This is a genomic window from Providencia sp. PROV024 (assembly GCF_032709665.1).
Classification (GTDB): Bacteria; Pseudomonadota; Gammaproteobacteria; order Enterobacterales; family Enterobacteriaceae; genus Providencia; species Providencia huashanensis.
On record NZ_CP120546.1, the window covers coordinates 218,972 to 245,751 of the forward strand.

Here is a 26,780-nt window from a genome sequence, read left to right on the forward strand (position 1 = left end):
ATGAAATTAACGGAAGAGCAAAAAGCCGACCGTCGGGAACTTGCCATGCTGGTTCAGTATGCCGCTTTGGCATACGCACTGTTTGGTGCAGGCGTCGCGGGAATTCTGGGAGCGTTGGATATCAACTCACTGTGGATGGGAGTCGCGATTGCGCTGGTTTCTCATGTTCTCATTTTTTCCAGGCCTTCTGTCCGAGAGAACTTCCCTGAAACCATCTATTGGTTATCGCTGTGGGCGTGTGCCCTTGGCGGGCCGATCGTGATCGGTTTCGGTCCCTTTGAACCACCGTTTAAAAACCCACTCATTATGGCCGCGCTGATTGTGTTCATCGTTACAGCGCTATACCGTCGGCAGGAAAAAAAGGATATGCAGTAATGAGCCACTCACCAGCTAAAACCACCAGCGAACAGATACTGGAAGCGGGGCTGCGGATAATTCACACCTGCACGCACAGCGATCACCAGGGGTATTATGTGATAGGCAAAAACAGGGCTGTCTTATCCGATTGTGCAACGGTTAAGGCCTATGACGGCGGGGCTGTATCGGTTGAGTATTTCCGTCCTGGCAATATCCCCCTGGTGGTCGTTAACAATGATGATTGGCTCAAAATCATCACTCACCTGTTAAATGAGCCACCTGCACCATCATCGCTAGGCCGGATCCCTTTAGAACTGGTGAATTTTCTGGAGAAGATTGCGGGGCAAACACTGTCGCCTGAAGCCCGCATCCGCGCGCGCGATCTGGCTGAAGGTGAGTGCTTTAAAAATGAAGTGCTCACGTTAACGACGCTGTTCAACGTCTGGATGAGGGATCCGCTGCTGACTGAGTTCGTCTCGCCGCTGAAGCAATATACATTGCCAGGAGAGCACGCCAAACATTTCTGGTCATGTTGCAAATGACAGGGGCGAAAGCCCCTTTTTTTGTACCTGCAATAGCTTCGTTGGCTGAGAGGGCGGGGCGATACTGGTTGTGGAATATAAGCGCCCTTTGGATGGAAAAACGAAACAATGACTACTGAACAGAAACCCTCGCTCGCGACCGGTGCGCCATTAAACGCGGAAACCTGGGCTGATTTTGTCTCCCGCCTGAAATATCACTGCGTCGGCAAAGGCGTTGATGAGCACTGTACCGCAGACCCGTTGTTCGTCGTTCAAAAGAAACGCCTGATCACGGGGCTGGATATGGACTACATCGAAGACCGGCTGGTGGCCGTAGATGATGCTCGCTGGTTTAGCCCCCAAGAATACTGGGATGACCTGGATACGGACGAGCGAAACGAGCTCAACCAAAAATGCCAGGCCGAATACCAAGCTGATTTTCTGGCTATTCGCGTCGATCAGCAATGGGATGTGCTCGGCGAGTTACCAGAGCATACCGTAACCGGCTACGTCTGGGAGTGGGAATACGTCAACGCACACTTCACGCGCGAAGCCGCGCAGGCCTTCATTCAACGCAAAAAGCACGACTACAACAAGTTGGAAATTTTCGTCGATTCGCAGTATTGGGCGAAGGAGTTCAACACCATCCGCGACGCCATTTTGACTGGCAAACTGGTATATCAGGAGAAGAAAGATGACACCAATTGAGATCCAAGGTCTGCTGGACGGCAAATGCATTCCTCGCGACATGAAGGTCAACGAGCCGCTGGTGAATTATCTGGCGCGCAAATTGACTGAAGGCGAGCAGATGCGCGCTGAGAACATCCATCTGGTGGAAGAGCTCAAGCGCGTGACCGACGGTTTGGAGTTTTTCTCCTACAGTACCGACGGCGGTTACGATGAGCACGACAGCGCCGACAAAGCCCGAAAAGCCGCTGAAGAGCATATCGACTACTACCGGGGAGAGGCCTGTGACGGCTGGCCTGAAGAAACAGACCAGGTTGTTTGGGGTATCGTCGTGCAACGCGCCAGTCAGACCGACCTGCGCGAAGTGGGGCCGGAAGACAGCGTGGGCCGTCACATCACTCAGGTTTGTGACTATGCACTGATGCCTGCACTGGAAAACAGCCCGACGAAAGGTTACATCCCGACGTCTGAAGTGGAACAGCTGATGGCTGAAGGTAAAATGCTGAAAGATGCTCATGCGGCCATTCTTGAGCACATCGACGTGACGGACAAAGGCGCGGCCGGTACTGCGGCTATGATCGCAAACGACGCTCTCCACAACACGGACTACCCGGCGATTGAACGCGGCCTGCGGAAAATCAAGAAGGATGCCACCATCGCAGCGGCAAACCATGCCGGTAACATTGCGCAGGAAATGACGCGTGAAAGTAGCCAGGAAGTTGTCAAGGCCGTCGGTCGTCGCCTCCTTGTGCTGGCGGAACATGTAGGGAACGGCCAATGAACAACCTGAAGGCAACGATGCGCCGGATGTTGGATGGCGATGATATGGACTGCGTGAGCGATCGCACAGGTAAAAGCGGCGACTACTGCGAAGGCTTTGTGGACGGTATGCACGAAGCGCTTAACCAGCTGACTGAAGGCGTTGCACCTTTGCTGGCTGGGGCTGAAATCGCTGGGTTGGAGCGCTTTGTTGCTCGCATGTACCAGCGCGCTAATCAGCTAGTGGACGACAGCATGAGCACGGCGCTGATTAACCAGGCGCGCTCTGCGGCGGTATTGGCTGAGCAGATGATCAGCGAACTGAAAGGTGAAAGTAGGCAGTTATAGTCCCAACTTAGCAGTTCTTACTGACCAAGTTGGGATTGTACAAATTTTAATGTCTGCTCATGCCGTAATTTACAAACGACATTTTGGTTCGCGAAGACGCCTGAAAACGTTTTCGCCTGCTCTTTCGGAAGTTGTTTGATCCAGCGAACACCAACAACCCATTCTGAAAGCTCTTCATTGTCAGCGTTTTCGTCTGGGTATTGCGCTTTTAATCCGGCAGAGAGAAGAGGAACATTTGAATCAGTAATGAAATCGCGAATCATAACTGCTGATTTGGTTACTTCTCCAAAACCGACATAACCACATCCCTTCATGTAAGCATAAATTTTGTCACCAACTGCAAGTCGCTTAAGCGCAGATGAATACACTTTCCCTTGACCTGCGCCAATGAATCCAAATTTTCTATTATCATCCCAAGTTCTATATTCGCATTCACCTACATTCACGAACCAACTACCAGTCCAATCATCTTGACTTGAAGCAATGACTCTTTGCTTAACTTCTTTTCGTTCAATATAATCTTTAGCCTCCGGTAACGGAATAATCGTTTCAGGCTTAATAAATAGCTCCCCATTGGAATCAACATATGGAGCCAAGCGAGTGCATTGAATGTCTACACCATATTCTCGCAACCATAATACTGCTGAGATGACTTCCGAATTGAACTCCTTTGAGGCCAAGATAATATGCTGTTTAGTGTTAAGTGACGTGATATCAGCATCGATAAATTGCTCAATTTCTTTTGTTGCATCAAATTCTGATTTACCTAAATACGACGCGTATTGCTTAAAAATCTCACTGGGTAAAAGGCTTGAGCAATACGATGCATATTTTATTGCCTGCCATTCAACGGACGAGCCTGAATCATCCCTTTTTAGTTCTACAATAACAAGTGCTGCCGATTTATTCACGCAAAGCAAATCAAGACGCTTGTTGGAAGTAAGGGTGACCTCTTTTCCAATAACAAGGAGTTCCTGGCCTAAAATAGTTGGACTTTTTTCGATCCACTCCTGAATATCAAAGCGTTCCTTTAGCCCAAGCTCCGAAAAGCTTGTTGGTTTTAGTTTGATTAATGACTTATTTTCTACATCAACACGAAACATTGGTTATATCTCCTTTCAGAGGTTTCCCCCTCTTGAATATGCCATACTTGGCACGATAAGGCTGCCAAAGATAGTACGATAGCTCTGCTTTCCTCATAACAGAACATCGGGGGTTGATTGGAGTTCCAGTAAATAAGGAATAAAAAAGATATTAATTTTCATTTAATTCTTCATTACAATATTGACGATGTTCTTCCAAGTGAATTTCTAATGGCCAATGTCGTTTATCACTTGGTAATCTTAGTTTTTGCCCATCAAGTTCTGCATATTCTGTTCCAGCTAACAAATCAGATAACCTAATTAACATTTTGGAATCAATCCAAAGCAAGCCTCGGTCAAAAAGAGTATGAATGTCTGTTTTAAGTAACAATCCATGCTGGACTTGGGTGTGCCAGAGGCCTTCATAGGGAATTATATGAGCAGCCTCTAATAACACTTGGATAGAACACCCTGTCACAGCGCACTTACCCTCATAAGCTTCAATCAGCTTTCTTCTGAACGCTGGCTGGCCTTGTCGAATAACAACTTCACGTAAAGCTTTTAATCGGGAATCAACTTCTTCTTCAGATAAATCAGCAAATAATTCATCCCTAGCTTCCACAACTAAGCGATCACATTGCCTAGGGGAAATAATGCGCTTTGGCGTTTTGCCATCATCACTAATATCCCAAACTCCATGAAGCTCCTGAACATATAGCTCATATCTTGTATTTCTCAATTTTCCTGTACGGAATAATAAGTCATATGGGCTGCCCTGATCAGAACGTGCATTTTTGCGGCTACCAAGATATCTATATCTGGCCTTGCTGTTAACTGTTAATGCATCTAATTGAATACGAACTTCAGATTCCTTTAACGGAGCATTGCTATTAAGAATCCATTTGACAATATCCACTGCTGAAGCAGAACTAAGCTGAGTGACAGCATACCAAACACGAAGATATTGAGGATGAAGCATTTCTTCAGGAATAATCCCCGGAATGTCTGCTACATAAGTTGAAAAGTTATGAAAACGAATCCATTCTCCCCATTGCCGAGAATGAGTGCTAATACCAGTTCGATGGGGCTCACGTTTTCGTATTTCATTGTTAAATTCCTGACGGCTAGGAGCGCGGCCAAGTTTTTCATAAAGATCATCACAACAGTCCCAAACCGCCCGCACTAGCAAGCCAGTTGGATAGCCATTTTTATTTAATTCCATAAGCCCCTCTAGCAAAAATGAATTGAGCTGAGTAATAACAGATTCCGTTACGACGTTCACTATAATTCATTAACGCAACTGTAGCGAATGACAACTATCAAATTAAAGTGTATGGAAGGTTGTGAGTGCCAAACCTTCCAACACAAAATATCCATTCTATACATCACTCATGCCTCATGCCAAAAATCAGATCGGTAAGCAATAAAATAGGCGCCTTCAATAACTTCGTCAGCTGAACGGGTGGGGTAATACTGGTTTCACGGCAAGCAACACCGCCACACAATCCATAAATAATTTATGCGCCATCAGCGCGATAAGGATCTGACATGAAAAACGAACTGCTGGAAGTTGTCATTGCAATGCGCGATTACATCGACGCGCTGCCGTCTGATGTTGTGTCACGTTTGCCTGCAATGCCAGGGTTCGACCGCGATTGGGCTAATGAAGTGATTGATGCGGCGCAGCGCGCTGAAATAAGCCAAACGATCAGCGCTCCGGGTGCTGTGGCGTTCCGTGAACAGATCGTGAAATATGTCGGCGGTCTGGGTAGCTCCGTTATCGCACAATCCGTGGTGGAAGCCATTTTGAGTGCAGCTAAGCGCTCCGAAGCGAAGGATGCCAAAGCATGAAAGCATTATCTATCCGACAGCCGTGGGCATGGCTTATCACTCACGGCCACAAGGACATCGAAAACCGCAGCTGGAACACCCACCAGCGCGGACCGGTGCTCATTCACGCCAGTGCGCAACTGGCATCCAAAGCCGACATGGAAAAGGCGCGGGAGATCCTGCGCGCCAAATATGGCGATTCCCTGATGCTGCCTGAAAGAAAGTATTTATCTTACGGCGCGATTGTCGGCGTAGCCACAATCACAGGCTGTGTCGAAGAGAGCGAATCTCCGTGGTTCTTCGGGCCGAAAGGCTTCACGCTGGCGGATGCCAAGACGCTGAAGCCAGTGTCTATTCGCGGCCGACTGAGCTTTTTCGAGACTGGCCTTCGTCCACATGCGGTATTCAGCTTGCTCGTACCTAATGAGCATACGGATGATACCGAAACCAAAGCAGCATGTTTGCAGGGGGAAAGGGCATGAAACTGTTTCCTATCAATTTCACCGACGAACAGGTACGGGCAATCCACAGCGGCCAGAAGGTGCAAACCCGCCAACTGATCAAAGAAATCTGCCTCGATACCTTCCCGGAATCCCTGACCAAACGCCAGCGCGCGCTGGTGGATAAGGTTTTGCCCCCCAAGTTTGGGCCGACGTTTTTCTGTCGTTTCGGGCATGTAGGCGATCGGTTGTGGGTCCGTGAAACCTATGGCGATTGCGGTGTGCGACTGGTCTATCGTGCAGACCTTGAAGATGGCTCAGCCAATAAAGTTAAACGCTGGTTTCCGGCGCAGCAAATGACGCAGTTTGAGTCGCGAATTACGCTGGAGATTACGGCGGTTCGTATTGAGCCCCTTCGCGACATCAGTGATGCCGATGCGCTGAGGGAAGGCTGTTCTATCAGGGATACCCGCAGCGGTGACTGCCTGGCCGATGTGTTCGCCCGTAAGTGGTCGGTTATCCACGGCGTTGACTGCTGGGAGGCCAATCCGATGGTTTGGGTGATCGACTTCAAAGTCGTGGAAGATGCCCGATGAGCCGCCTGGTTGTTGTGACTTTGCTGGAAGACGGCGGGGAAGAGCATGTTCACTTGCCCGTGGGGGATTTGGGCACGGGTGGCGGCTATACGACTCTGTGCGGCCTTGATGGTGGCCTGAGCGACACGGCGATGGAAACCAAACCCGCACCTCGTGGCGCAAAAGTTAACTGTCCCAATTGCTGGGCAATCTTCAATACCTGCCGTTCGTTCCGGGCAACTGACTTCGATTCGGCTGTAAAGCAGGAGTAATACCCCATGCAGGAAAAAGACATCGTTCACGAGAATGGAAAATTTTGGGTGTTGCGCGATAAAGATGCTTACTGCGTGATGAAGTCCGGTGTAACCCACTCCGAGGGGGATAGTGCTTATGCACTCACTGAAGATGGTCTGAGCATTGCGATCGCACGCTGCGACTATCTGGCTGGCCGGGCTGAAACGACAGAGCGAGTGGGCTTCGCCAAGACCCTGCATTTCTACATGACTGAAGCTTCTGCCTGGTTGTTGGAAGAGCGACGGGAATACATTCAGCGTGTGATCGTTAAAAAGCTGGTTGTCGGTCTGGCCGACATGGCGAAATGGTCGCCGGAGTGCGCTGCTGAGCCGGGTTCTGCTGAACTGAAGCAGATGTACTCCGAAGGGCTGGCTTTCTTCACTGAAAAGGGATTCCCTGCTAATGGGCAAAATTGACAAATACCAGATTCAAGACCTGAGCCGCCTCCGGAATGAAACCGGTGAGCTCGCGCGCTGGGTTATTCAGCTTCAGACAGACCTGGACACTGCGCGCCGTGAAAAGGCCTCTGTGGAGGCGGAACTATACAGGGCAACAGCGCCTATGCCGGTGGCGGAGTATCAATACCGGTATAGTTCTTCCGATCGCAGTATGTGGAGCGCCGGCACTCCATCCCTAACGAATCGCTGTACCAACGTATGCGGGCTATTCATACCGATGGTTCATACCAGTTCCGTGAGCTGTTTGAAAAGCCACATACCCTCTAATTGACGTAGCAAAACAGGAAATCGTAATGGCAATGACAGTAGAGCAGTTAAAAACGCGCGCTGCGGCATTTCGTCTGGAGGCGTTGCGCTGGGAAGACATGGGCTATTCCGAGCAAACGAAACGGCTGCGGGATAATGCTGATGCTTTGGAAGAGCTGGCCGAACTGAAGGAAGCGCCTCCATTGGGTTATGCCGAAAACGGCAAAGGCTTCATTTATCCGGCTGACCGTGCCGATCGCATTACAAACCCGGTGCCGGTGTTTGCCGCTCCACCAGCGCTGCATATTCCTGTCGGGTTTATGCTGGTACCGAAAAAACCGACCGACGAACAGCTGCGGGCGATGCTCGCAGTGCAGTGGCCTGCGATCTACCGTGAACACCTTCGCCACCCAGACAACGGGCCGAAGTCAGCGAAAAAGACTGAAGACGACATTGATGTCGCTACCCGTCAGTATGCTGCGGCGATGTGTGCTTCACCTGAGGCGGATCTGCCTACTGAAATCAAGCAGAGTTAAAAGCAATGTCAGTAATTCCCGGAAGGTGAACCCGGTGTTAGACTCAAAAATTCAAGCGTTAAAGTACCGTGTTCTATCTTTCTGAAAATTATTGGGGTTGTTAATCATGCCAATTGCAAAAGAGAAGCCAGCGGAAAATCCAATTCTCCAGGATCTGGATTTTTTCATTGAAGACCGTTCGGGTATTTGGGTCAAACAATGGAAGTCTGGCGGTGGGTGCTGTCCGGCCACTGATGAAGAAGTTGTGATGTGGAATTTGCTGGTAAAACTAACCGATCAGTAGATGTTGGCTTAAGCCACCCGCGCGCTGATGAAAGTCAACTTATACAAAAGGTAATGACGATGAAAGTAACTGAAACCAAGGTGATGAGCCTTGAGATCAGCGAGCTTCGGGACTTTGACCCGATCCGCGTGGTGACTGAAAACTACGGGCCTGGGCGTGGCCGAATCACGATAACGTGTGAGGGCAAGGCGTGGACAGGCTCCTGGTTCGCAATGAGCGACCGCTCCGTTGAGCAGTTTTTCTGTGACTGCGGCAATGATTACCTGGTCAATTGCATGGCCGGTAACGTGAGCAGCGAAATCGACAATGACAATGAGGCGAATATGCGTTTCATGTTCAGTGAAGTGCTGCGCCTGCGCCGGGAAGGGGAGTTATCCAAAGACCAAGCCCGTGTGTGCTGGGAGGAAATCGACGGATCTGACGATATCAAAAGCACAGTCTGTGCCTATTCTTCAGTGATCAGTGAGGTGCCATACTTCAGCACTGAACCGTGGTACCTGCCGTGGCCGACGGTGCCGAACCCAGTCTTTATCCGCCTGAATAGCATGTTTGACATCGTTCGGGCTGCACTGCAACAGCACCTGGCTTTGGCCGGGCAGTCAGAGGAAACGATAGCATGACCGAACGTGAGCAGTTTGCCAAAGATAACGCCATGTCGATGGACTTTGTGAATTGGTTCTTCGACAACAAAAAAGACAGCTGTGGCAACGTCTGGTTTATGATGGCTGCGGCCATGTGGGAAGGGTGGAAAGGGCGGGCGAGCCGAGAGGCTCAGGCAGTTCAAGTAACAGAACGGATGGCGCTCGACTTTCATCACGCCCTGACTGATGGCAGTATCGGCAACGACGAACTAGAAGAAATCAAGGTCGGTCTACGTGCTGCTCTATGCAATGTCGCCGTTCCACCAGCGCCAGCAGTGCCAGATGCTGTCGATTATTCAGATCTCGACACTACCAGCCAAGATAGAGAGGTTATCGAAGCTATTGCTGAGTGCAAAGGCTGGAACGCCTACCGCACCGCATTGCTTGCTCAGCCTGTAAGTAGCTGTTACACGTTAGCAGACGATGCCCGGCGCATGAATTGGCTGGTGGCGCATCATGTTGCGGTTAGAAAACCGCTTCGCTATGGAAGTGAGGCTATGTTCACAGCCCAAACCATAACCGATGAAGAGGATGATCATCACGCCACTAAGCTGCGAGAACAAATTGATGCAGCCATGAAGGCTGAAGCGGTCAAAGTACAAAAATAACACCTCTCCTTCTTTTTCCTACTTCCCCCAGAAAGTCCTGCTTATGAAGTGACCCCATTATGTCGGGCTTTTTTTAATCATTAACAGCTGATGACCTGTACGTGAGGATATCAAAATTCCCCTTATGTATACTGAAAAAATACGTTATTTTATTGTCTTTAATTAAAGGTATTAAAAATACTATTTCTTAGACTTTTCAGCTTGATCAGCCAATCTTAGGTTGATACGTATAATTATCAAAAATCACCAAGTATTTATAAGCAATTAAAGGGTTTACATATGAAACGGATTTTTTTTATATCGCTAACATTGATATTAAGCCTCAGTGCTACTGCTAATAATTTGCCTGTCAAAAGTGAGCAATCCTTGATATCTAAACTAACAACCCTGGCAAACAATGGCGATGCTCTTTCTCAACAAGCTTTAGGCAATGTATACCTAGAGGGGCGGCTAGTCGAAAGAAACCCCGAAGAGGCGATTAAATGGTATATGAAATCAGCAGAACAAAATAACCCTGAAGCTCAAGCTCAGGCTGGATTTTTTTACTATATGGGCTATGACGGGAAACGAGACTACTCAAAAGCTTTGTATTGGCTAAAGAGAGCGTCTGAGAACGGTTCTGGCCAAGCTGACGTAGTTTTGGGCTCTATGTACATGGTCGGTGAGGGGGTGAAGCAAAATGAAGTCTTAGGTATTAAATACCTTCAGTCAGCCTCGAGCAGAGGAGTTAAAGAGGCTGCTGATGTACTGGCAAGGTTAAATAATCAAACTGAAAATGGTAAAAGTACAGTTGGAATAATGGATGATAAACCATTAAAAATACTTAAAAGGGAGGCTGAACAAGGAAATGACCAAGCTCAATATGGCCTTGGCTCACACTATTATAACAGCCATAATTATGAGGAAGCTTTTAAATGGTTTGAATTATCGGCCAAGCAAGGGAATGCCTATGCTCAATTGCAATTGGGATTTATGTATGGTGACTCAAATGGGTATAGTCAAATGATACTGAATCATATAGATAGGATCAAGTACTAAATGATACTATTTTAGTTGAATTAGGCGGGTATCATTAGGGAGTAGTCTATAGATAAGCATTAGCACAAATAATTGATATGCTGTATGGGGAAATGTTACTCTTATTTTTCCCCATTTATCTAAAGTATTAGGCTTTATTTATTGCTTCGATTTGATCTGCAATTTTTGATATCTCATTTAATGGTATATTATTTTTTGCTAATGAAGTCATTGCATTTAGGTATGGAACTATTGTTGAGAACATTTTTTTATAACCATGACAAAAGTAAGATATATTTGCATTTGTAGCTTTATTAATCCGATGCTTAGGACATCCTCCATTACATATGGATTTATAATCACATTCCAAACATTCTTTAGAAAGATTTGCCTTTTCAAATGATAATTTCGGAGTGGAAATATTTTCGATATCTTCATCTATATTTGTTATTTTAAAATCTGGATATACAAAGTGGTCACATTCATATATATCACCGTTTGATTCGATCACAAAATTATCGTGGCATACAGGTTGAAATATGCAACTGCTATGTCCATTCCCTAGAAAACAGCTAATAAAACTCTCAAACTGCCTTATAAATATATCTCCAAAATCATATTTAATCCAACGTTTAAATATTTCGGACATAAAAATACCATAGGACTCGGATGGTACAGAGAAATTTATAATATCAAACTTTATATCACCAATAAATTTTTCATTGGGAACATCTGTTTCTAGTAGTTCTATAAATTGAATATGTTTACTACCAATTTCTTTTAAAAATTCATAAACGACAATTGGATGATTTACATTATAATTATTTATGACTGTTAAGGTGTTAAACTCTATATTGTACTGTTTAAATAGTTCAATAGCATTTAGTACTTTTTTAAACGTACCTTTCCCTGAACCTGTTTTTCTATATTTATTATGTAGATCCTCTGGTCCATCTATAGATATTCCAATCAGAAAGTTATTTTTTTTTAGAAATTGACACCAATCATCATTAATCAGTAATCCGTTCGTTTGTAATGCATTAAAAATTTGTTTACTGCCTTTATATTTATTTTGTAATTCTACAACTTTTTTATAAAAGGAGATTCCTGCCATAGTCGGTTCTCCTCCTTGCCATGTGAAATAAACACTTTTTGTATTACAAGCATCTATATATTTTTTTATGAATTTTTCAAGAACTTCATTGTTCATCCAGTTTTTATGTTGAAAAATATGTTCTTTTTCTAAATAGAAACAATAATCACATTTGATGTTACATTGGAAACTTGTTGGCTTAATTGTGAAGTGCATATACCCACCTAAATATGGCAGGTATTACCTGCCATTTATTAATTAAAGACCTAATGATTTTTTAATCTCACCAAACTTATTTTTATTAATATCATTGATTGGTGGTTTACTTGAATTAATAAATTCTTTTATTGTTTCTTGCATTTCTTTTACAACTTCTGGTTTATCATCTGCTAGGTTGTTTTTCTCTTGTAAATCCGTAACTTTATATAACCCTAATTTGTCATCTTCTACTGTATAGACTAAGGAGTAGTCATTATTTCTAACTGTATAAGAAAATTGACTCAAATCCTCAGTATTTGGATTGTGAGGATAATCATCTGATTCTTTTCTAACAAATTTATGATATCCATCCCAGAATGGAATGTTTTCTTCATCAAACCAATGTGAATATGCAGTTATCCAAGCTAAATTTTTATGAGGTTCACTTGATTTAGAGTTGCTTTTATCTTTAGAAATATAAGGGAGTAGAGATACGCCATCTAAATTTTTAGGACGCTCTATTTGAGCTGCATCTAAAGCTGTTGGGAAAAAATCCATTGCTGAAGTTAGCTTATCGTAATTGCCATTCTGAAGTTTTCCTTTCCACCATACAAACATTGGAGTATGAACACCACCTGGATTTGTTTGGCTCTTATAGCCTTTTTGGTCACCATTTAATGGTAATGGTCCATCAATAACAGCACCATTATCAGATGTAAAGAATATAATTGTATTATCTAATTGGCCGTTTTTTTCTAACTGAGAAAGTAATTTTTTAACGCCCTGATCAACTGAGTAAACGGAAGCATAAAAATTATCTGCTGTCTGATTTCCAGTATTAAAGTGTTTTTGATAAATGTCAGGTGCTGGATCATCGTTAGGTAGATGTGGTGCATTATAAGCTAAATAAAGCATAAATGGTTCATTAAGCATTTTGGCTCTATCAACAACACCAATTGCTTCATCAGTTAGTTGATCACTACTATAGCCAATTGCTTCAATACGTTCTCTATTTTTAAAAAATGATGGAGAATTATAATATGCTACACCAGCTGCATGATAGCCCATGAAGTAATCAAAACCGCGATTTTGTGGCTGCCACGGTTCATCTGAATAAGTGATAAAGTTATCATGATAGTCACGAGTTTGTTTTTTTTCATCAACAGGAACATTACTTATTTTTGACAAGTGCCATTTCCCTATTGCAGCGGTATAATAGCCATGTTTTTGAAATAACTCAGGTAAAAATAATTCCTCTAGAGGTACTCCATCCTGAGCATCTGTGTTTGAATAGATACCAAAGCGTGCAGGTGAACGACCTGTCATTATTGCCGCTCGAGAAGGACCTGAAACACCGTGAGCAACATAGCCATTAGTTAATTTTACACCGTCATTCATCAATGATTGCAATGTTGGTGTTGATTTTTTAGCGGCTTCAATCGCTTGTTCAATACCAATTTTATAAGTATCAACGACTTCTCTGTTTTCCATTGATTTATGATTAAAAGAACGTTCATCAAATGGAAGTTGACCATAGCCTAAATCATCAACAGTAATAAGTATAACATTTGGTTTGTTTTTTGTGGAATATTCTGTAGGGGTAAAATCAGAAAACGCTACATTCGTTTTTGTGGCTTTTAACTTGGTATCATCTGCGGCTAATGAACTTGTACTAATCATCCCAGTAATCGCTAGTGATAATGAAGTACTAATAAGCTTTTTTTTTAGATTCATTTTATCCTCACATTATTAAACAGTTATTTTTTACAAGAAATAAAGTAAATATTATGGAGCTTTATAATCAGTAACAGGTACAATTAGACATTATTTTAATTTAAATTTCCATGCCTTCTATCACACATTTACCATTCTTATTTTGTGATGAAAAATATATAATTAAGATATCTAATATTATGAATTATATATAAAATTACCCAAATAAAGAATTTTGAACTGTTAATATCACTTATGATAATCCTCCTGTTTATTACTTGAATAAATGTGAATCTAGTTCTAATATCGAGAGGTTTATACATAGTTCTTAGTATAAAGTACTGAACTTTTACTTCAATGATATAAAAACCTCATCATTTTTTACTTCAGTAAGGTATTACTTTAAGTATTCATAAAAACAGTTTACTCCCCTGACTGACAATAATTCGAGTACTAAAGGCAGGTAACTTTGTCATGAAAATGCAATGAACTTCAGTTTTGTACTTATCATAACGCTACTCTATCAGTACTGATTCCTTCATGTATAACATAATTAATTATCATATGGATATGAAATCTAATTAACAATAATGATGAGTTTTTATTGGTTTAGGATTCAGTACTAATAGAGCTAATTGATAAACTCAATAGTGATATTGATTTAATGCTCAATAGCCCTGATTGGTGGTCGTGAATCAGTAAAAAATGTCCAATGGTAATAATGTATCTCTTAATACCTCTGCTGACCCATTGGACACTTTTTTATAAAAATAAAATGGCAAGTACAGTAATCAACAAATATTATTGATAGCTTAGCTAAGGTGTATGCATACCAATAACCGCAAATCAGTACTGAACTTTTACTTCAATGATATAAAAAGCCCTTCATTTTTTACATGAGCAACAGATTCCTTAGAAACTTTCGATAGATAAAATCCATCCTGACCCAAAACAATTCGAGTACTAAAGGCAAGTAACTTTGTCGCGAGAACACATTGAGCTTCAGTTTTGTACTTATCATAACGCTACCATATCAGTACTGGAGCCTGATATAATCATGTAATATTCATGTAAAACTAAACTCATTAGCATGTGAGTATGAATTATAATTCATTGTAATAACTAATTTTTTTGGATTAGGATCCAGTACTGATAGTACTCGAAGATGAGTAACCAGTACTGAAAGGTTAGGTGCTAATATAGTACCTAACCTTTATTTTCAATGTGTTATGTGAATATTCGCGTGCTGATGGTAAAAACTTAGCTATGTTGGAACAACATGGCTAAGTTCGGTCAATTGCTTCTTTCATCAGAAAAATAGGCTCTTTCCCTCTGTATACGCTATCAGTCATAGTACTACTACTGTGACCAAGTATGCTAAACCTTATATGGTCGGGAAGGTCTGATATATCTCTTAGCCTATCACTCATAGCGTATCGATAGTCATGTGGGCTATGCTTTTCATCTATTTTTTTAAATAGGTTTGCTACAGCATTAGATACTGGATTATGAACAGCCCATGGAAATACTGGCTTCTCATCCATAATTCCGCTTTGAAGTAAATTTTTATGAATTGGTATAGTTCTTATACTACTTGAATTTTTAATCCTCTTACCATCCCTATCATTAACACTTATACAAGCTATCTTTTGTCCTTTATCCGCAATGTATACATAATCCTGCTCTGTTAGCTGTATACATTCGGTCACTCTCATACCTGTGTAATATAGTACCTGTATAAGCCACCACAGATGAGATTTGTGCTCTATAAGTTCAAGTACTTTTTTGTGTGATTCAGTGGATACTGAGATTCTAGGGTTAATTTTTTTAATCTTCTTATATCCCATATTACTAAAAGGATTTTTAGTAATATAATCCCTTTTATCAGCGGCAAAGCTAAAAAGAGCTGATACTTTCTTAAACATGGATTGGCTAGAGAATTCAGACTTATACTTATTCTTTAAAGCTTTTTTAAAACTAGCTACCTTTGGTTTGTTAAATGATTGAATATCTTTATCACCATATAGGCTAATTAAATAATCAATCGCAGCCTTGTTACCTTTAAATGTTAATGGCCTCCATTCAGATTTCATTTCGTTGTACCACTCATCAGCAACTTGACTAATTTTATGCCCTTTAGCTTGAAAGCGGCTATCATTCAGCTGTCTATTAGGTAAATTCCCGCTATTAATCCAATAAATGTAGTTTGCCTCTAAATGGATCCCTTCTTCGATGAACATATCTCGTTCATTCATTAAATGTGCTCTGATCTCATCAAAATCAGTGCATTCTTTTTTTAATCGATGAAAAGTACTAAGTAGAATTTTTGAACGTTTATGAGCGATTTGTAGATCTCTAGTTCTCAAGTCAAATCGAATTAGCTTTCCTACATATGACTTTTGCCAAATATAATAACCACGAGAATTACATGAAATATACATGAAATGTACATGTGCCATTGGTGCTCCTTGATTTACCATCAGCACGCGAATATTCACATAACACATTGAAAATAAAGGTTAGGTACTATATTAGCACCTAACCTTTCAGTACTGGTTACTCATCTTCGAGACGGATTTGGTCGAAATATACGGCCTGCGCATGTTTGCATGCTACTTTCACGAGTACGCGCATGTTTGCAAGGATAAGGAAATTGGCTCATTTTATTCCATTAACCGACTAGACCATCTTCGGGCGCTGGTAGCGCATGAGCTCGCGCATTTTTTCCAATTCAATACTGCATCGAAAAACTATAATCAACACGATGCAAAGCAGCATCTACCGCGCCTGGATTACCGTACACCACACGGGGAAGGGTGGCAGTTCATTTACCGTTACCTGAAAATGCCCCTCAATTTGCGACTGAATTAATTACTATTTTAATTATTAACATTGTACCATTGCTTCAAAGTATGTATTCCTGAGTTTTGGAGAGTAAATGTATTTAATAATGACGGTCCTATTTATGATCGCAGCGATATTTTCCTTCGCAAAAACAATGAAAGTTGTGCTAGAAGAAGCGAGCCTTGACAAGGAAAAACGTATAGCAGCTATCGGACAAGTAAAATTGACTTGGCTATTCTATGTTCCGGCTTTCTTCTTGCTCCTTGCTCCATTCATCAAATCATTGATGGATGCAGGCTCTGAACAGGTGGACCAATCAGGCTCCAATTTACCTGTATGGCTTTTCCTGGCTGGTGGCCTGTACTTGCTGTTTGGTGCCGCGCTTTTATTACGCAAAGCCATGAAAGAAAAAACTCTCGGACAGATAGGCACTATCCTTAATATCCAGATCCTTCTGTGGGTCGGCCTTTACAGCACATTTGCGGCCTATGACCACTTGAAGTTTGCAGATGAACATTTTGGGATAATGAGCACCCGCCTGATTGAGATCGGTGGTGTGAAAGATGTCACTTGCGAGCAAGAACTGATGTTGGTTAACTTCACTGAAGGTCAAACGACTCCAATGCAATGGCGGTGCCCTACAGGTTTCTCTTTGCTGAACAAAACAAATCGTCCTTTCGTTCCTTGGCCGGATTACACCGAAGGTGAAAGCGAGCAGCTTGCCGCTGCAATGAACAAAATCATGACGGAAGCGAAAGCCAACTCACAGTAACGGAACTCTCCAACCAAAGGCCAGCAATACTGGCTTTTTTTACGCCCATTTCCCATCGATAAAAAAACAATCGAAAAAAGACTATTTTTTTCCGCATTTGCTATTCGTCACCGGTACACGCCGTGTTTAACTGGATTCAGAAGTAAGCACAAACACGTAAACAACCAATAACAATTTGCGGAGTAACTATCATGACTATCAACGTACAACAAATCTTCCAAGCTTCCCGTGACAACGAGCTGATGGGCAATCTGGGCGCTATCATGCGTCAGATGGACAAGGCCCCATCCACGCTGCGTGGTCTGAGCGACTTCGTATCCAAAGAGCGCAAAACAGCTGCAAACAGCGCGCTGTTTGAAGAGCTGAACGTTGGTCGAAACAACGTGTACGCGGTCAGCGTCTCATGGTTGTACGTTGAAGAAGGCCTGAACCTGCGTGAGGTTGATGTAGAGCGCGCAGAGATGTTCAAGAACGCCTACCTGAACCACCCGAGCAGCGTCCCGGCTATCCGCGTTAAAGTGGTTGTTGTGAACGGTGTGACTCGCCTGAAAATCATCGACGGTCACCACCGCTTCACCGGCCTGATGGCCGCTATCGCTGAAGGTGCAGTATTTGAAAAGCTGATCATTGAAGAGTTCGAAGGCGGTAAGGACGAAGAAGTCTTCAACATGATCGAAAGCGCCAACACCAAGCACCTGAAGATGATTGAGCGCGCTGAAGGTTTCCGCCGTCTGGTTGATTGGGGCCACGAAATCGACTCTATCGCTCGTCGTCTGGGTCTGTCCGGCGTAACCGTTCGTCGCAGCCTGATCCTGGCTAAAGCCGAAGAGCGCATTAAAAAATTGGTACGAGACGATAAAGTGTCCGGTGATGTTGCGATTGACGTGATCACTGATTGCCAAGGCACCGACCGTGACGCTTTCGACATCCTGATGGCTTCTCTGGCTAAAGCCGAGCAAGCAGGTAAAAACCGCGTCACCGCGCGCTATGTGTCTTCGCCGAAGAAAGCCAAGGTGAAACCAAAAGTCGTGCGCAAAACCTTCGAAAGCCTGTTGCCGACGTTGGATCAGCTGCGCTCGCAGATCCCTCCCGCACCAACGGCTGAGCACGAAAACCAGATTGAAATCGCTGAGACCGTGCCGGAAGAAGTGGTGCTGCGTCTGTCCCCTGAAGTTGCCCGCCAGCTGATGGCAGCGCTGAGCGATGTAGAAGCGGCCAAGCTGGAAGAGGAAGCCGAACAGGCGGCGAAAGAAGCTGCTGAGGCTGAAAACGAAGGCAATGAAGAAGCCACTGAGGCTCATGACGGTGAAGGCGAGGGCGACGCTGAGGCATAAACCAACGCGCTGTCTTCGCAAGATTAGGCCGGTTCTCCGGCCTTTTTTATCTCACTTCACTACACCGCCCGTGCCGTTCAATAAAAAAATAACGTCACGGCAGCTCGGAGGTTTTATGGATCACGCACTGCCTATCCTGCCTAAAATCACCATCCGCGTCATTGATGACGCTTCCTTGGAAACGTTAGCTATCTCCCACTATGAAAGCCGAGGCTGTAAGCCGCGCGCGCTGGGGAAAGGCCATTCCATTCGCCGAAAAGGCAAAAACACCGACGCGTTTCTGGCTCGCATAAAAGTGAATTACGTTCGACAGCTGCTCAGCAACTACGATCACGATAAAGAAAATGCGTATCGTAGCTCTGGGCAGGAACGTGAAGCCTCTTGCATGAGCCAGCAACTGTATTCTGCAATTGCACAGCATTACCCGTCCTTGGCGGCTGAATGTGAACGCCAAATCGCGCAACGAAACACGCTGTGAGGCCGGTGATGAAAGAGAAAAATCAACGTTCGTCCACGATCGCCACTGAACAAGATATGCGTCTGGCTGGTCTTCGAATGCCTCCCCATTCACTTGAAGCGGAGCAATCCGTTCTTGGCGGTCTGATGCTGGACAATGAACGCTGGGATTTGGTGAGCGAACGTGTTGTGGAAGGGGATTTCTTTACCCGTGCCCACAAAAGTATTTTTACCATGATGCAACGGCTGGTGGAATCAAGCCGACCGATTGACCTGATCACACTTGCTGAAGCACTGGAGCAACACAACCAGCTTGACTTGGTCGGTGGCTTTGCCTATCTGGCCGAACTGTCGAAAAATACCCCAAGCGCCGCTAACATCACAGCCTACGCCGACATCGTGCGTGAGCGTGCCGTAGTGAGGGAAATGATCACTGCGGCCAATGATATTGCGGATGCGGGTTACGATCCCCAGGGTCGGAATAGTGCTGAATTACTGGACCTGGCCGAAAGCCGTGTGTTCCAGATTGCAGAGGCTCGAACTAATAAAGACAGCGGGCCGATGGGCATTGATGCCATTCTGGAGAAAACTGTAACGCGCATCGAGCAGCTGTACCAAACACCGCATGACGGGGTGACAGGCGTCGATACGGGTTACACCGATCTGAACAAAAAGACAGCCGGACTCCAAAAGTCCGACCTGATCATCGTCGCAGCGCGCCCTTCAATGGGTAAAACCACCTTTGCGATGAACATCTGTGAGAACGCAGCGATGACACAGGACAAGCCTGTGATGATTTTCAGCCTGGAGATGCCAGGTGAACAAATCATGATGCGTATGCTGGCTTCCATGTCCCGCGTTGACCAGACCAAAATCAGGACGGGCCAACTGGATGACGAAGATTGGGCTCGTATTTCAAGCACGATGGGCATTTTGCTGGAAAAACGAAACGTCTATATCGACGACAGCAGCGGCCTAACTCCGACTGAATTGCGATCGCGGGCACGGCGAGTGTTTCGTGAAAACGGTGGTTTGAGCCTGATCATGGTGGACTACCTTCAGTTGATGCGGGTTCCGGCGTTGAAAGACAACCGAACACAGGAAATAGCAGAAATATCCCGCTCTTTGAAGGCGCTTGCGAAGGAACTACAGGTACCCGTGGTGGCCTTATCGCAGCTTAACCGCTCACTGGAGCAACGAGCAGATAAACGACCCGTAAACTCGGATCTGCGCGAGTCGGGTTCGATAGAGCAAGATGCGGACCTCATCATGTTCATCTACCGTGACGAGGTCTACAACGAGAATAGCGAGCACAAAGGGGTAGCCGAAATTATCCTGGGTAAGCAGCGTAACGGGCCTATCGGCTCGGTTCGTTTGGCCTTCAACGGCCAGTGGTCGCGATTTGACAACTACACCGGACCACAGTTTGAAGAATATTGAATGTTACCAAAGCCAGGGTATTCTGGCTTTTTTTAAACTTATCTATTTGTTCTTATTTACTTCTTCAAAATACTCTCGCAATAATTCTTTATTCATAAAATATAGCTCAAGAATTATGAGTAGCAAGTAATTACCTTTATGCTTATAGAAAAAAGGAATTTTCGAGTTGTCAATTTTAAATGTTTTTATTTTATCTACACTGCCTTTTTGTTCAGGTTTTTCCTCTTTTAATGTATATTCAGATGAATCATATAAAATATACTCATGATCTAGATGCTCAATGAAGTATTCTCCACATTCTTGACTATAAAATATTTAATGTGAATAACTTGAGTAACAACGCAGCCGTCATCCAATAGATTGTAATCATCCCTTAATTCTTCAAATGTTATTTCTTGCTTTTCTTTGTTGTGTGAAACTATTAATTTATCATTATATATCACACCATAAAAACAAGATAATGAAGGTAGCATTTTTATTGATGCACCAAGAGGGGCGCCTCGTTCTATAGATTCCAATCCGAAACCTACGTCAATGATACCCATTGGCTTTAATGCTAGATTTTTTAAATAGTTACAGGAGATCAACTCTTTAAATATATTTAATAACTTTGGAGAAGTATTAATTTGCAATTTCTTATTTATTCGACTGTCAAACACAGCACCAAACGGACCGTCGTTTTCTATGTTAGTAAACTCATTAATAGATAACAAGCTATACCGGGCAAACTGTGCGTCAACCAGTTTTAGCTTCACTCCATTGGCATTGTATTCCTGAGAAATTGATTCGATATCGACATTTCTTTCTGTTAGATCGTTCGGTTTATCCCTATTGAATTGTTTTATAATACTATCTAAAATATGGTAATACTTATAATTGTCTTTATGTTGTGTTATTTTATTATCATTAACACTTGATGTTTCATTCGGATAGTAATATCGTTTTTCTATAAAATCAAATAACTCAAGTTTGTTTTTAATTAACTTTATTTGTTGCAAGTTATATGTTGCTACATCAATTCTTTCGTGCGCACCACTCAACCAAGATGCATAAGAGCCGCCATGATGGCATTTCCATTTTGTTTTTTCTTTATGCTCATTGATAAAGCTAAGGCTAATAATATTTCGGTGGCTGCGTAGGCAGTTACAATTATTATAAATGTCAGCCCCTTTAATTACGAATGAAATGTCTTTACTTTCATCATTAGAAATATACTGATTAATTATTTCTTGATTTTCATAGGATGTTAGGATGTAGGTGAAGAATTTGCTATTCGAAAAAAATCTTTCTATAAAACCAATTGCATATTTGAAGGTTTCTGTATTTGCTTCAAAAGCACAATAAGCTGCCCCTGAACAGCATAATGTTTCCTCCTTCGCAATTTCGTAATCTGAATCCAATTTCTTAATTATACTTTCCAGTTCAATTTGCCACATGAGATAACCTTTTAGGTTTTAGTCTAATTTATCACAGAATATTATAAATTTAATTATCTAGCTAAAGAATTGTTTTTAGCGCTCATTACTTCGTCAGCTGTCTGCCTCATGAGAAAATATCCTGTAAACAAAACAAATAACAGGTGATTTATGCAGCATTCCTTCAACTTTAAAAATCCGGAACTACCTTCCATATCAGTCTTAAAAGCGGATAAGTGGCAGGCCGTATGGCAAACACTGAAGGAAGATGCCGACCTGAACTATCGTGATGCCAGTCGTGGAGTCAGCATGGCTGATCTCATCCATAATGGCACAGCTTCTATCTACCAAGCCCTTGCTGATAATTGGACGATCTCCCTCGCCTGGAGTAGCGGTAAAGACTCCGAAATTGTCCTGCACTTATTCCTCATGGCGTTGGTGCGCGCTGTTCGCGCGGGAATTCCTATTAGCCAACACCATTACCTTTTGCATACCGATACTGGCATTGAAAACCCTGAGATACGCTGGCTCGCCGATCAGAAACTGGCTGCGCTTGAAAAGTTCATCGATCAAGAAAACCTGCCGCTGTCTATTGTTCTCGCAAAACCGGGGCTCACCTCCAGCTGGACGGGGCGGATACTGACGGGGCGTGGCTTGCCCACGTTCACCAACAGCTCAGTGCGTCAGTGCTCCAACGACTTGAAGATTTTTGCGGCCAAACGCGCCAAAACGGCATACGTGAAAAGCCTGCCAAAATCCGTGGGTAAACGCGTCTGTTTGCTGCTGGGAAGCCGCGATGCAGAGGGCGTTATCCGAGCCAAAAACATCGCCTTAAAAGGCGGGAATGCGAGTCAGGTTAAGATCACAAAATAAGGCGGCGAATTGTACCCCATCAGGCATTGGTTACAGGGCGACGTGTGGGAGTTTCTGCTAAGCGCCGGAAGCGCTTCTAAGTATCTGCTGCCGAGCTACCTGGACAGCAACAACGACACCGCTGAGCTCTACAAGGCCGCAACAGGGGAATGTGTTTGGTCGGGTTCTGAGAAAAAATCCAGTGAAGCCTGTGGGAGCCGGTTTGGATGTTGGGCTTGCCAGGCGGTCGGTCTCGATAAATCAATGGAAAACCTTCTGCGTTCTGATGACGATCGCCACGGTTACATGGCTGGGCTCAACCGTATTCAGAGATTTTTGTCCAAGCGTCGCAATGCGTGGGAAGATAGGCATCCTGTGGGTCGCACCTTGTATGCTGGAGGCTTCATCAAGGTTCAGCCTGATGTCTATTCACCGCGCTTCCTGGAGCGCCTGCTGCATGTTTGTTGCAGTATGGACTACGTTGAGCAGCTGCGTGCTGAGGATGTAGCCGATAAACTTCGATCGGGCGAACTGGAAAACACCGCCCACAACCGCCGCATGGCGTCACCTCAATTTCGCATTGTCAGTGAGGTTGCGTTAATCCATATAGACTTCATGTGGTCATTCCACCATTTTAACGAAAAACCGTTTCATGCTCTGGAAATCTATCGCCGCGTCTGGGCAAAAGGTGAGCTCGACTTACTGGAAGATGAGCCTGAAATGCCTGTCACCCCAAAGACCCCTATGCCCAAAGCATTGTGGGTCAAGGTCGGGCAGTTTGGTAATGATTCCGGTATGGATGGCCTGGCTGATCCCATCGCTGAAATGGCCTATTTTAACGGTGCCGACGATGAGCGTGCCAGCCGCATTATCAATACGCCGAACGGAAAACGTCGCGTGGTTAGCTTCAGCGAGGACAGTGAAGTGACCATCGACGCGGATGCTGCTGAGTTCATCATTTGGGAGGAATATCCTCGACTGCGTGAAGCGGTATTGGCTGGGCAATACACCTCCGGCAGTGCTGCTCAATTTTATCTGCGCTTCGGTGCAGTTTCCCTGTGCAAAGGAAAGTCAGCACTGTACAACCGCATGATGCAGCGCGGCCAAACTTATCGCAGCCTGGGCTTAAACGGCCATCAGACAATGGATGGGATTGCGTCTCGTAAAGACCTGCGTGTACTAACGACGGAACGCTATCAGTTTCTGATCGCCAACAAAGTGAACGCCAGTATCATCCGTCTACGCTGGTGGGCTAATCTGGCATTCACCATGCAGTGGCACTTGGCGAATCAGACCTCAACCGGTCAATGGATCCGTGCATCTTTGACGCGCGAGGATGAACTATCCATGCAGCAAGAGAAAAATAGGGCCAAAAACACACTTTCGGTTTTCGTGATCGGACATACCAGTGCTTGGTGCTCGTTGAAGCTGAGTAAGTCCGGCACGTCCACTGAGCGCGCTTTTCGTCGTTACCATCAACATACTCGTCGTAATGCAATTAGAACGTAAGCACGCCTTTGGCGTGAGCATCGCGGCAGAGCCGCTCTATTCCTAGGCAACGCCCTGTTCGTCTTTTATACTCCGCTCTATGTATATTCCCAGACCCGCTAAACTGCTATTTCAATACCATGACGGATGGAACCGCTTCATTGATAACAACACCGTCGATGAATGGCAACTCATCTCTGTCGAAAAGATGCTCGCCTGCAGCACCTGTGCGATGGGCGTTCGCCGTTATTGCTGTTCTTCTCCTGAATGCTCCCATTCTCGTTTCTTTTGCCAAACCTGTAAATCCAAAGCCTGCAGTGCCTGTGGCCTCAAAGGTACCGAACAATGGATTGCCCAACAACGGCATATTTTGCCAGATTGCGAGTGGCAACACATCACTCTCACTATGCCTCACCTGCTTTGGCCTTTCTTTAACAACAACTGGGCCTTACTTAATCAACTTTTTCGCTGCGCCACGCATGCCATGCTCAAACACGCCAAACGCCTTGGCCTCGAAATTGGTATTTTTTGTGCGCTACATACTTATGGTCGCCAACTCAATCAACATCCACACATTCATTTATCGGTGACACGAGGCGGACTCACAAAATATGACACCTGGAAACCCATTTTTTTCAAAAAGAAAGACGTCGAAAAAGTCTGGCGCAGCGCGGTCATTCGGCTTCTTCGAGATAGCTATTTTCAGCTACAACCCAACACATTACAGGGCTTCGGGCATATTCGGGATTATCCGACCTGGTGTCGTTACCTCAATGCCCAGTTTCAGCGTTATTGGAAACTCCATTTTGCCAAAAAGACACGAGGGGCTTGGCACAATGTAAAATATCTGGGCCGATACCTAAAACGTCCGCCTATCTCGGCTTCCCAACTGAAACATTACAGCGGGGGCACAGTGGTGCATCATTATTATGACCACCATAGCCAACAATACCGACGACAGACCTTATCCCAAGAAGAAATGATACGACGTTATATCAATCATATCCCTGCCCGACATTTTAAGATGATCCGCTATTACGGTTTTTTAGCCAATCGCAAACGCGGCAGTTTATTACCTAAAGTGTATGATGCGTTGGACATCATGTCCCCTAGCGTACCCGAAAAACCAGGCTTTGCCGCACTGATGAAAGGGTTTTTAAACACAGATCCGTACCAATGTATTTTATGTGGAAACCGACTGCGATTTATGAGTGCGGAAAAAGGCATACACGCAACCACGTTACTGTCTGAAAGGCGGGATAAAATGGCCAAAAAACGATGGTTACAAACCGCAGCGTAGGATCAGTGTGCCTATTATTTCATTTTTTGGCTAAAAATAGCGCAATTACACGTTATCATGGTTAGGTTTAAATACGATAGAGACCCTTTAACAGACTCTGATACCAAACATATTGTTATCGACTCGTTAAACCGTTCATTCAGTTTCCTAACCATCAAGAAGGTCTGAAGGTTACAGAAGCATTGATCAGAGCTGGTGGTTTGTCTGGAAAGACTATTGAGATCATTCGTTATAGTAAGACATCAACTCAGGTAGAAATTCGTGATGCGGATGGTTGCCTGGTGTGGCGTGATTTTACATTCACTAATGATTTTGTTTTTGGTCTGGCAAAAAATATTGCTTTTTAAATAAATTCGATCCCGTGTGGCTACTTAAACTTTAAGCGGATTGCATTCCAGATGTCCGCTTTTCAAATAGTTATACCCATTATTCACAGGGATGATCTAATAATTGGATCTTTTGATCTAATAACTGATCTAAAAAGACCTAAGGGATCTAAGGGCGAGATTGATTAATACTATCAAAGTATTATAGAACATTTTTCCCCCGCAAACATGCTGTTTCCTCCTGCAAATATGTAAGTTCTCCTTGCAAGTATGTAAGATCATCCTGCAAACATGCATATTTTCCCTTGCAAACATGCAAATCATTCCCCTGCAAACATGTATATGTTACTTCCGGCTGTGGACAAATAAAGGAAACCAAATCCTTATAGTTAATCTTTAAAATCAATCAATTAAAGGTGGTTTTTGATTTATGCAAGAATGAAGGAAAGGAGTTATTACTGAATAATCCACTGATTTCTAGGGACGGAAAGGCATCGGTTTTTAATAGAGATGCGGAGTGAAAAAGTAGGATTTGAAATTATTTTTCCCAATGGAAATACATTTAGAGTTTTTAAAGTAAATTGAAGGGTGGTAAGGAAGTTATCCCCGTTATTAACAGGAGTGATCTAATAATTGGATCTATTGTGATCTTAAATAACTAAAAACAACTAAGTGATCTAAGGTTGATATTTTATTTTATTTTCAACCAGTTGCAGAGTTAAATTCCCTTGCAAACATGTTATTTCCCCTTGCAAACATGCAAGATCAGCTTACAAACATGCATTTTTCCCTTGCAAATATGCTGATTTCCTCCTGCAAACATGTTATACATCCCCCTGCAAATATGCAAAGGCTCAAAATGCCTGT

General features: G+C 43.9%; 29 protein-coding genes. 23 read left to right on the plus strand and 6 right to left on the minus strand.

The annotated features are described in order from the left end of the window. The 5 genes from P3L56_RS22320 (at position 1) to P3L56_RS22340 (ending at position 2,672) form a co-directional block, all read left to right on the plus strand. A complete protein-coding gene (locus P3L56_RS22320) occupies positions 1–375 on the plus strand; it encodes a hypothetical protein (RefSeq protein WP_042847144.1) in 375 nt (124 codons plus the stop codon). After that, positions 375–899, plus strand: a complete 525-nt coding sequence (locus tag P3L56_RS22325; RefSeq protein ID WP_042847142.1) for a hypothetical protein — start codon at positions 375–377, stop codon at positions 897–899. The genes P3L56_RS22320 and P3L56_RS22325 overlap by 1 nt, the downstream gene beginning before the upstream one ends. A gap of 108 nt (positions 900–1,007) precedes the next feature. Further along, positions 1,008–1,586, plus strand: coding sequence for a hypothetical protein (locus tag P3L56_RS22330; protein ID WP_042847139.1), 579 nt, complete (start codon positions 1,008–1,010; stop codon positions 1,584–1,586). Next, positions 1,573–2,346, plus strand: a complete 774-nt coding sequence (locus P3L56_RS22335) for a hypothetical protein (RefSeq protein WP_052219371.1) — start codon at positions 1,573–1,575, stop codon at positions 2,344–2,346. The genes P3L56_RS22330 and P3L56_RS22335 overlap by 14 nt, the downstream gene beginning before the upstream one ends. Next, positions 2,343–2,672, plus strand: coding sequence for a hypothetical protein (locus P3L56_RS22340; RefSeq protein ID WP_042847137.1), 330 nt, complete (start codon positions 2,343–2,345; stop codon positions 2,670–2,672). The genes P3L56_RS22335 and P3L56_RS22340 overlap by 4 nt, the downstream gene beginning before the upstream one ends. A gap of 17 nt (positions 2,673–2,689) precedes the next feature. Here the strand turns inward: P3L56_RS22340 and P3L56_RS22345 are convergent, their stop codons facing one another. Then, complete coding sequence (locus P3L56_RS22345) at positions 2,690–3,775, minus strand: hypothetical protein (RefSeq protein ID WP_042847135.1); 1,086 nt, start codon at positions 3,773–3,775, stop codon at positions 2,690–2,692. A gap of 151 nt (positions 3,776–3,926) precedes the next feature. Next, entirely contained in the window at positions 3,927–4,976 is a 1,050-nt protein-coding gene (locus tag P3L56_RS22350) for an HNH endonuclease (protein ID WP_052219370.1), read from the minus strand. 326 nt (positions 4,977–5,302) lie between these two features. Between P3L56_RS22350 and P3L56_RS22355 the strand changes: the two genes are divergently transcribed. The 10 genes from P3L56_RS22355 to P3L56_RS22400 all read left to right on the plus strand — a co-directional run bounded on the left by P3L56_RS22355 (position 5,303) and on the right by P3L56_RS22400 (position 10,703). Further along, the gene (locus tag P3L56_RS22355; RefSeq protein WP_042847133.1) at positions 5,303–5,605 is read left to right on the plus strand and encodes a hypothetical protein; all 303 of its coding nucleotides are present in this window, start codon (positions 5,303–5,305) and stop codon (positions 5,603–5,605) included. Next, on the plus strand, positions 5,602–6,066 hold the full coding sequence (locus P3L56_RS22360; RefSeq protein ID WP_052219369.1) for an ASCH domain-containing protein: 465 nt from the start codon (positions 5,602–5,604) through the stop codon (positions 6,064–6,066). The genes P3L56_RS22355 and P3L56_RS22360 overlap by 4 nt, the downstream gene beginning before the upstream one ends. Next, positions 6,063–6,620 (plus strand): hypothetical protein, encoded by a 558-nt coding sequence (locus tag P3L56_RS22365; protein ID WP_042847132.1) that lies wholly within the window; start codon positions 6,063–6,065, stop codon positions 6,618–6,620. The genes P3L56_RS22360 and P3L56_RS22365 overlap by 4 nt, the downstream gene beginning before the upstream one ends. Then, on the plus strand, positions 6,617–6,871 hold the full coding sequence (locus P3L56_RS22370; protein WP_042847130.1) for a hypothetical protein: 255 nt from the start codon (positions 6,617–6,619) through the stop codon (positions 6,869–6,871). Before P3L56_RS22365 ends, P3L56_RS22370 begins: the two co-directional genes overlap by 4 nt. Positions 6,872–6,877: 6 nt before the next feature. After that, complete coding sequence (locus tag P3L56_RS22375) at positions 6,878–7,309, plus strand: hypothetical protein (RefSeq protein ID WP_042847127.1); 432 nt, start codon at positions 6,878–6,880, stop codon at positions 7,307–7,309. A 335-nt stretch (positions 7,310–7,644) separates the two neighbouring features. After that, positions 7,645–8,133, plus strand: a complete 489-nt coding sequence (locus P3L56_RS22380; RefSeq protein ID WP_042847123.1) for a hypothetical protein — start codon at positions 7,645–7,647, stop codon at positions 8,131–8,133. Between the two features lie 106 nt (positions 8,134–8,239). Continuing rightward, complete coding sequence (locus P3L56_RS22385; protein WP_162762197.1) at positions 8,240–8,416, plus strand: hypothetical protein; 177 nt, start codon at positions 8,240–8,242, stop codon at positions 8,414–8,416. A 59-nt stretch (positions 8,417–8,475) separates the two neighbouring features. After that, the gene (locus tag P3L56_RS22390; protein ID WP_052219368.1) at positions 8,476–9,036 is read left to right on the plus strand and encodes a hypothetical protein; all 561 of its coding nucleotides are present in this window, start codon (positions 8,476–8,478) and stop codon (positions 9,034–9,036) included. Then, positions 9,033–9,665, plus strand: a complete 633-nt coding sequence (locus tag P3L56_RS22395; RefSeq protein ID WP_052219367.1) for a hypothetical protein — start codon at positions 9,033–9,035, stop codon at positions 9,663–9,665. Before P3L56_RS22390 ends, P3L56_RS22395 begins: the two co-directional genes overlap by 4 nt. Positions 9,666–9,944: 279 nt before the next feature. Further along, complete coding sequence (locus P3L56_RS22400; RefSeq protein WP_227336991.1) at positions 9,945–10,703, plus strand: tetratricopeptide repeat protein; 759 nt, start codon at positions 9,945–9,947, stop codon at positions 10,701–10,703. Between the two features lie 127 nt (positions 10,704–10,830). Here P3L56_RS22400 and P3L56_RS22405 read toward each other — a convergent pair whose 3' ends face one another. The 3 genes from P3L56_RS22405 to P3L56_RS22415 all read right to left on the minus strand — a co-directional run bounded on the left by P3L56_RS22405 (position 10,831) and on the right by P3L56_RS22415 (position 16,145). After that, the gene (locus P3L56_RS22405) at positions 10,831–11,991 is read right to left on the minus strand and encodes an anaerobic sulfatase maturase (RefSeq protein WP_166268324.1); all 1,161 of its coding nucleotides are present in this window, start codon (positions 11,989–11,991) and stop codon (positions 10,831–10,833) included. 42 nt (positions 11,992–12,033) lie between these two features. Further along, positions 12,034–13,707 (minus strand): sulfatase, encoded by a 1,674-nt coding sequence (locus P3L56_RS22410; RefSeq protein WP_166268322.1) that lies wholly within the window; start codon positions 13,705–13,707, stop codon positions 12,034–12,036. Positions 13,708–14,969: 1,262 nt separating this feature from the next. Further along, positions 14,970–16,145 (minus strand): tyrosine-type recombinase/integrase, encoded by a 1,176-nt coding sequence (locus P3L56_RS22415; RefSeq protein WP_210843311.1) that lies wholly within the window; start codon positions 16,143–16,145, stop codon positions 14,970–14,972. 479 nt (positions 16,146–16,624) lie between these two features. Between P3L56_RS22415 and P3L56_RS22420 the strand changes: the two genes are divergently transcribed. The 4 genes from P3L56_RS22420 (at position 16,625) to dnaB (ending at position 20,532) form a co-directional block, all read left to right on the plus strand. Continuing rightward, on the plus strand, positions 16,625–17,302 hold the full coding sequence (locus tag P3L56_RS22420) for a hypothetical protein (protein ID WP_191901265.1): 678 nt from the start codon (positions 16,625–16,627) through the stop codon (positions 17,300–17,302). A 191-nt stretch (positions 17,303–17,493) separates the two neighbouring features. Beyond that, the gene (locus P3L56_RS22425; RefSeq protein ID WP_042847065.1) at positions 17,494–18,636 is read left to right on the plus strand and encodes a ParB/RepB/Spo0J family partition protein; all 1,143 of its coding nucleotides are present in this window, start codon (positions 17,494–17,496) and stop codon (positions 18,634–18,636) included. 115 nt (positions 18,637–18,751) lie between these two features. Next, complete coding sequence (locus P3L56_RS22430; RefSeq protein ID WP_042847064.1) at positions 18,752–19,114, plus strand: hypothetical protein; 363 nt, start codon at positions 18,752–18,754, stop codon at positions 19,112–19,114. A gap of 8 nt (positions 19,115–19,122) precedes the next feature. Further along, entirely contained in the window at positions 19,123–20,532 is a 1,410-nt protein-coding gene (dnaB, locus tag P3L56_RS22435) for a replicative DNA helicase (RefSeq protein WP_042847063.1), read from the plus strand. A gap of 269 nt (positions 20,533–20,801) precedes the next feature. On the opposite strand, the gene P3L56_RS22440 is transcribed toward dnaB, so the two are convergent. After that, positions 20,802–21,968 carry a hypothetical protein gene (locus P3L56_RS22440; RefSeq protein WP_166268269.1) on the minus strand — a complete coding sequence of 389 codons (1,167 nt, stop codon included), beginning with the start codon at positions 21,966–21,968 and terminating at the stop codon, positions 20,802–20,804. 150 nt (positions 21,969–22,118) lie between these two features. On the opposite strand from P3L56_RS22440, the gene P3L56_RS22445 reads away from it, so the two are divergent. The 4 genes from P3L56_RS22445 (at position 22,119) to P3L56_RS22460 (ending at position 25,934) form a co-directional block, all read left to right on the plus strand. Then, positions 22,119–22,820 carry a hypothetical protein gene (locus tag P3L56_RS22445; RefSeq protein ID WP_252501083.1) on the plus strand — a complete coding sequence of 234 codons (702 nt, stop codon included), beginning with the start codon at positions 22,119–22,121 and terminating at the stop codon, positions 22,818–22,820. A gap of 9 nt (positions 22,821–22,829) precedes the next feature. After that, on the plus strand, positions 22,830–24,308 hold the full coding sequence (locus P3L56_RS22450) for a hypothetical protein (protein ID WP_272686066.1): 1,479 nt from the start codon (positions 22,830–22,832) through the stop codon (positions 24,306–24,308). A 79-nt stretch (positions 24,309–24,387) separates the two neighbouring features. Then, entirely contained in the window at positions 24,388–25,587 is a 1,200-nt protein-coding gene (locus P3L56_RS22455; protein WP_252501085.1) for an IS91 family transposase, read from the plus strand. A 200-nt stretch (positions 25,588–25,787) separates the two neighbouring features. Further along, on the plus strand, positions 25,788–25,934 hold the full coding sequence (locus P3L56_RS22460; RefSeq protein WP_166268277.1) for a hypothetical protein: 147 nt from the start codon (positions 25,788–25,790) through the stop codon (positions 25,932–25,934). The last annotated feature ends 846 nt before the right edge of the window (positions 25,935–26,780 follow it).

Bases quoted from the DNA above. Each gene is read 5' to 3' on its own strand.
- P3L56_RS22440 (WP_166268269.1), bottom strand. From the start codon at position 21,968: ATGTGGCAAATTGAACTGGAAAGTATAATTAAGAAATTGGATTCAGAT.
- P3L56_RS22425 (WP_042847065.1), top strand. From the start codon at position 17,494: ATGACTATCAACGTACAACAAATCTTCCAAGCTTCCCGTGACAACGAG.
- P3L56_RS22365 (WP_042847132.1), top strand. From the start codon at position 6,063: ATGAAACTGTTTCCTATCAATTTCACCGACGAACAGGTACGGGCAATC.
- P3L56_RS22455 (WP_252501085.1), top strand. From the start codon at position 24,388: ATGTATATTCCCAGACCCGCTAAACTGCTATTTCAATACCATGACGGA.
- P3L56_RS22330 (WP_042847139.1), top strand. From the start codon at position 1,008: ATGACTACTGAACAGAAACCCTCGCTCGCGACCGGTGCGCCATTAAAC.
- P3L56_RS22420 (WP_191901265.1), top strand. From the start codon at position 16,625: ATGTATTTAATAATGACGGTCCTATTTATGATCGCAGCGATATTTTCC.
- P3L56_RS22345 (WP_042847135.1), bottom strand. From the start codon at position 3,775: ATGTTTCGTGTTGATGTAGAAAATAAGTCATTAATCAAACTAAAACCA.
- P3L56_RS22370 (WP_042847130.1), top strand. From the start codon at position 6,617: ATGAGCCGCCTGGTTGTTGTGACTTTGCTGGAAGACGGCGGGGAAGAG.
- P3L56_RS22415 (WP_210843311.1), bottom strand. From the start codon at position 16,145: ATGGCACATGTACATTTCATGTATATTTCATGTAATTCTCGTGGTTAT.
- dnaB (WP_042847063.1), top strand. From the start codon at position 19,123: ATGAAAGAGAAAAATCAACGTTCGTCCACGATCGCCACTGAACAAGAT.
- P3L56_RS22360 (WP_052219369.1), top strand. From the start codon at position 5,602: ATGAAAGCATTATCTATCCGACAGCCGTGGGCATGGCTTATCACTCAC.
- P3L56_RS22335 (WP_052219371.1), top strand. From the start codon at position 1,573: ATGACACCAATTGAGATCCAAGGTCTGCTGGACGGCAAATGCATTCCT.
- P3L56_RS22405 (WP_166268324.1), bottom strand. From the start codon at position 11,991: ATGCACTTCACAATTAAGCCAACAAGTTTCCAATGTAACATCAAATGT.
- P3L56_RS22325 (WP_042847142.1), top strand. From the start codon at position 375: ATGAGCCACTCACCAGCTAAAACCACCAGCGAACAGATACTGGAAGCG.
- P3L56_RS22340 (WP_042847137.1), top strand. From the start codon at position 2,343: ATGAACAACCTGAAGGCAACGATGCGCCGGATGTTGGATGGCGATGAT.
- P3L56_RS22395 (WP_052219367.1), top strand. From the start codon at position 9,033: ATGACCGAACGTGAGCAGTTTGCCAAAGATAACGCCATGTCGATGGAC.
- P3L56_RS22380 (WP_042847123.1), top strand. From the start codon at position 7,645: ATGGCAATGACAGTAGAGCAGTTAAAAACGCGCGCTGCGGCATTTCGT.
- P3L56_RS22320 (WP_042847144.1), top strand. From the start codon at position 1: ATGAAATTAACGGAAGAGCAAAAAGCCGACCGTCGGGAACTTGCCATG.
- P3L56_RS22390 (WP_052219368.1), top strand. From the start codon at position 8,476: ATGAAAGTAACTGAAACCAAGGTGATGAGCCTTGAGATCAGCGAGCTT.
- P3L56_RS22410 (WP_166268322.1), bottom strand. From the start codon at position 13,707: ATGAATCTAAAAAAAAAGCTTATTAGTACTTCATTATCACTAGCGATT.
- P3L56_RS22350 (WP_052219370.1), bottom strand. From the start codon at position 4,976: ATGGAATTAAATAAAAATGGCTATCCAACTGGCTTGCTAGTGCGGGCG.
- P3L56_RS22355 (WP_042847133.1), top strand. From the start codon at position 5,303: ATGAAAAACGAACTGCTGGAAGTTGTCATTGCAATGCGCGATTACATC.
- P3L56_RS22385 (WP_162762197.1), top strand. From the start codon at position 8,240: ATGCCAATTGCAAAAGAGAAGCCAGCGGAAAATCCAATTCTCCAGGAT.
- P3L56_RS22400 (WP_227336991.1), top strand. From the start codon at position 9,945: ATGAAACGGATTTTTTTTATATCGCTAACATTGATATTAAGCCTCAGT.
- P3L56_RS22375 (WP_042847127.1), top strand. From the start codon at position 6,878: ATGCAGGAAAAAGACATCGTTCACGAGAATGGAAAATTTTGGGTGTTG.
- P3L56_RS22445 (WP_252501083.1), top strand. From the start codon at position 22,119: ATGCAGCATTCCTTCAACTTTAAAAATCCGGAACTACCTTCCATATCA.
- P3L56_RS22430 (WP_042847064.1), top strand. From the start codon at position 18,752: ATGGATCACGCACTGCCTATCCTGCCTAAAATCACCATCCGCGTCATT.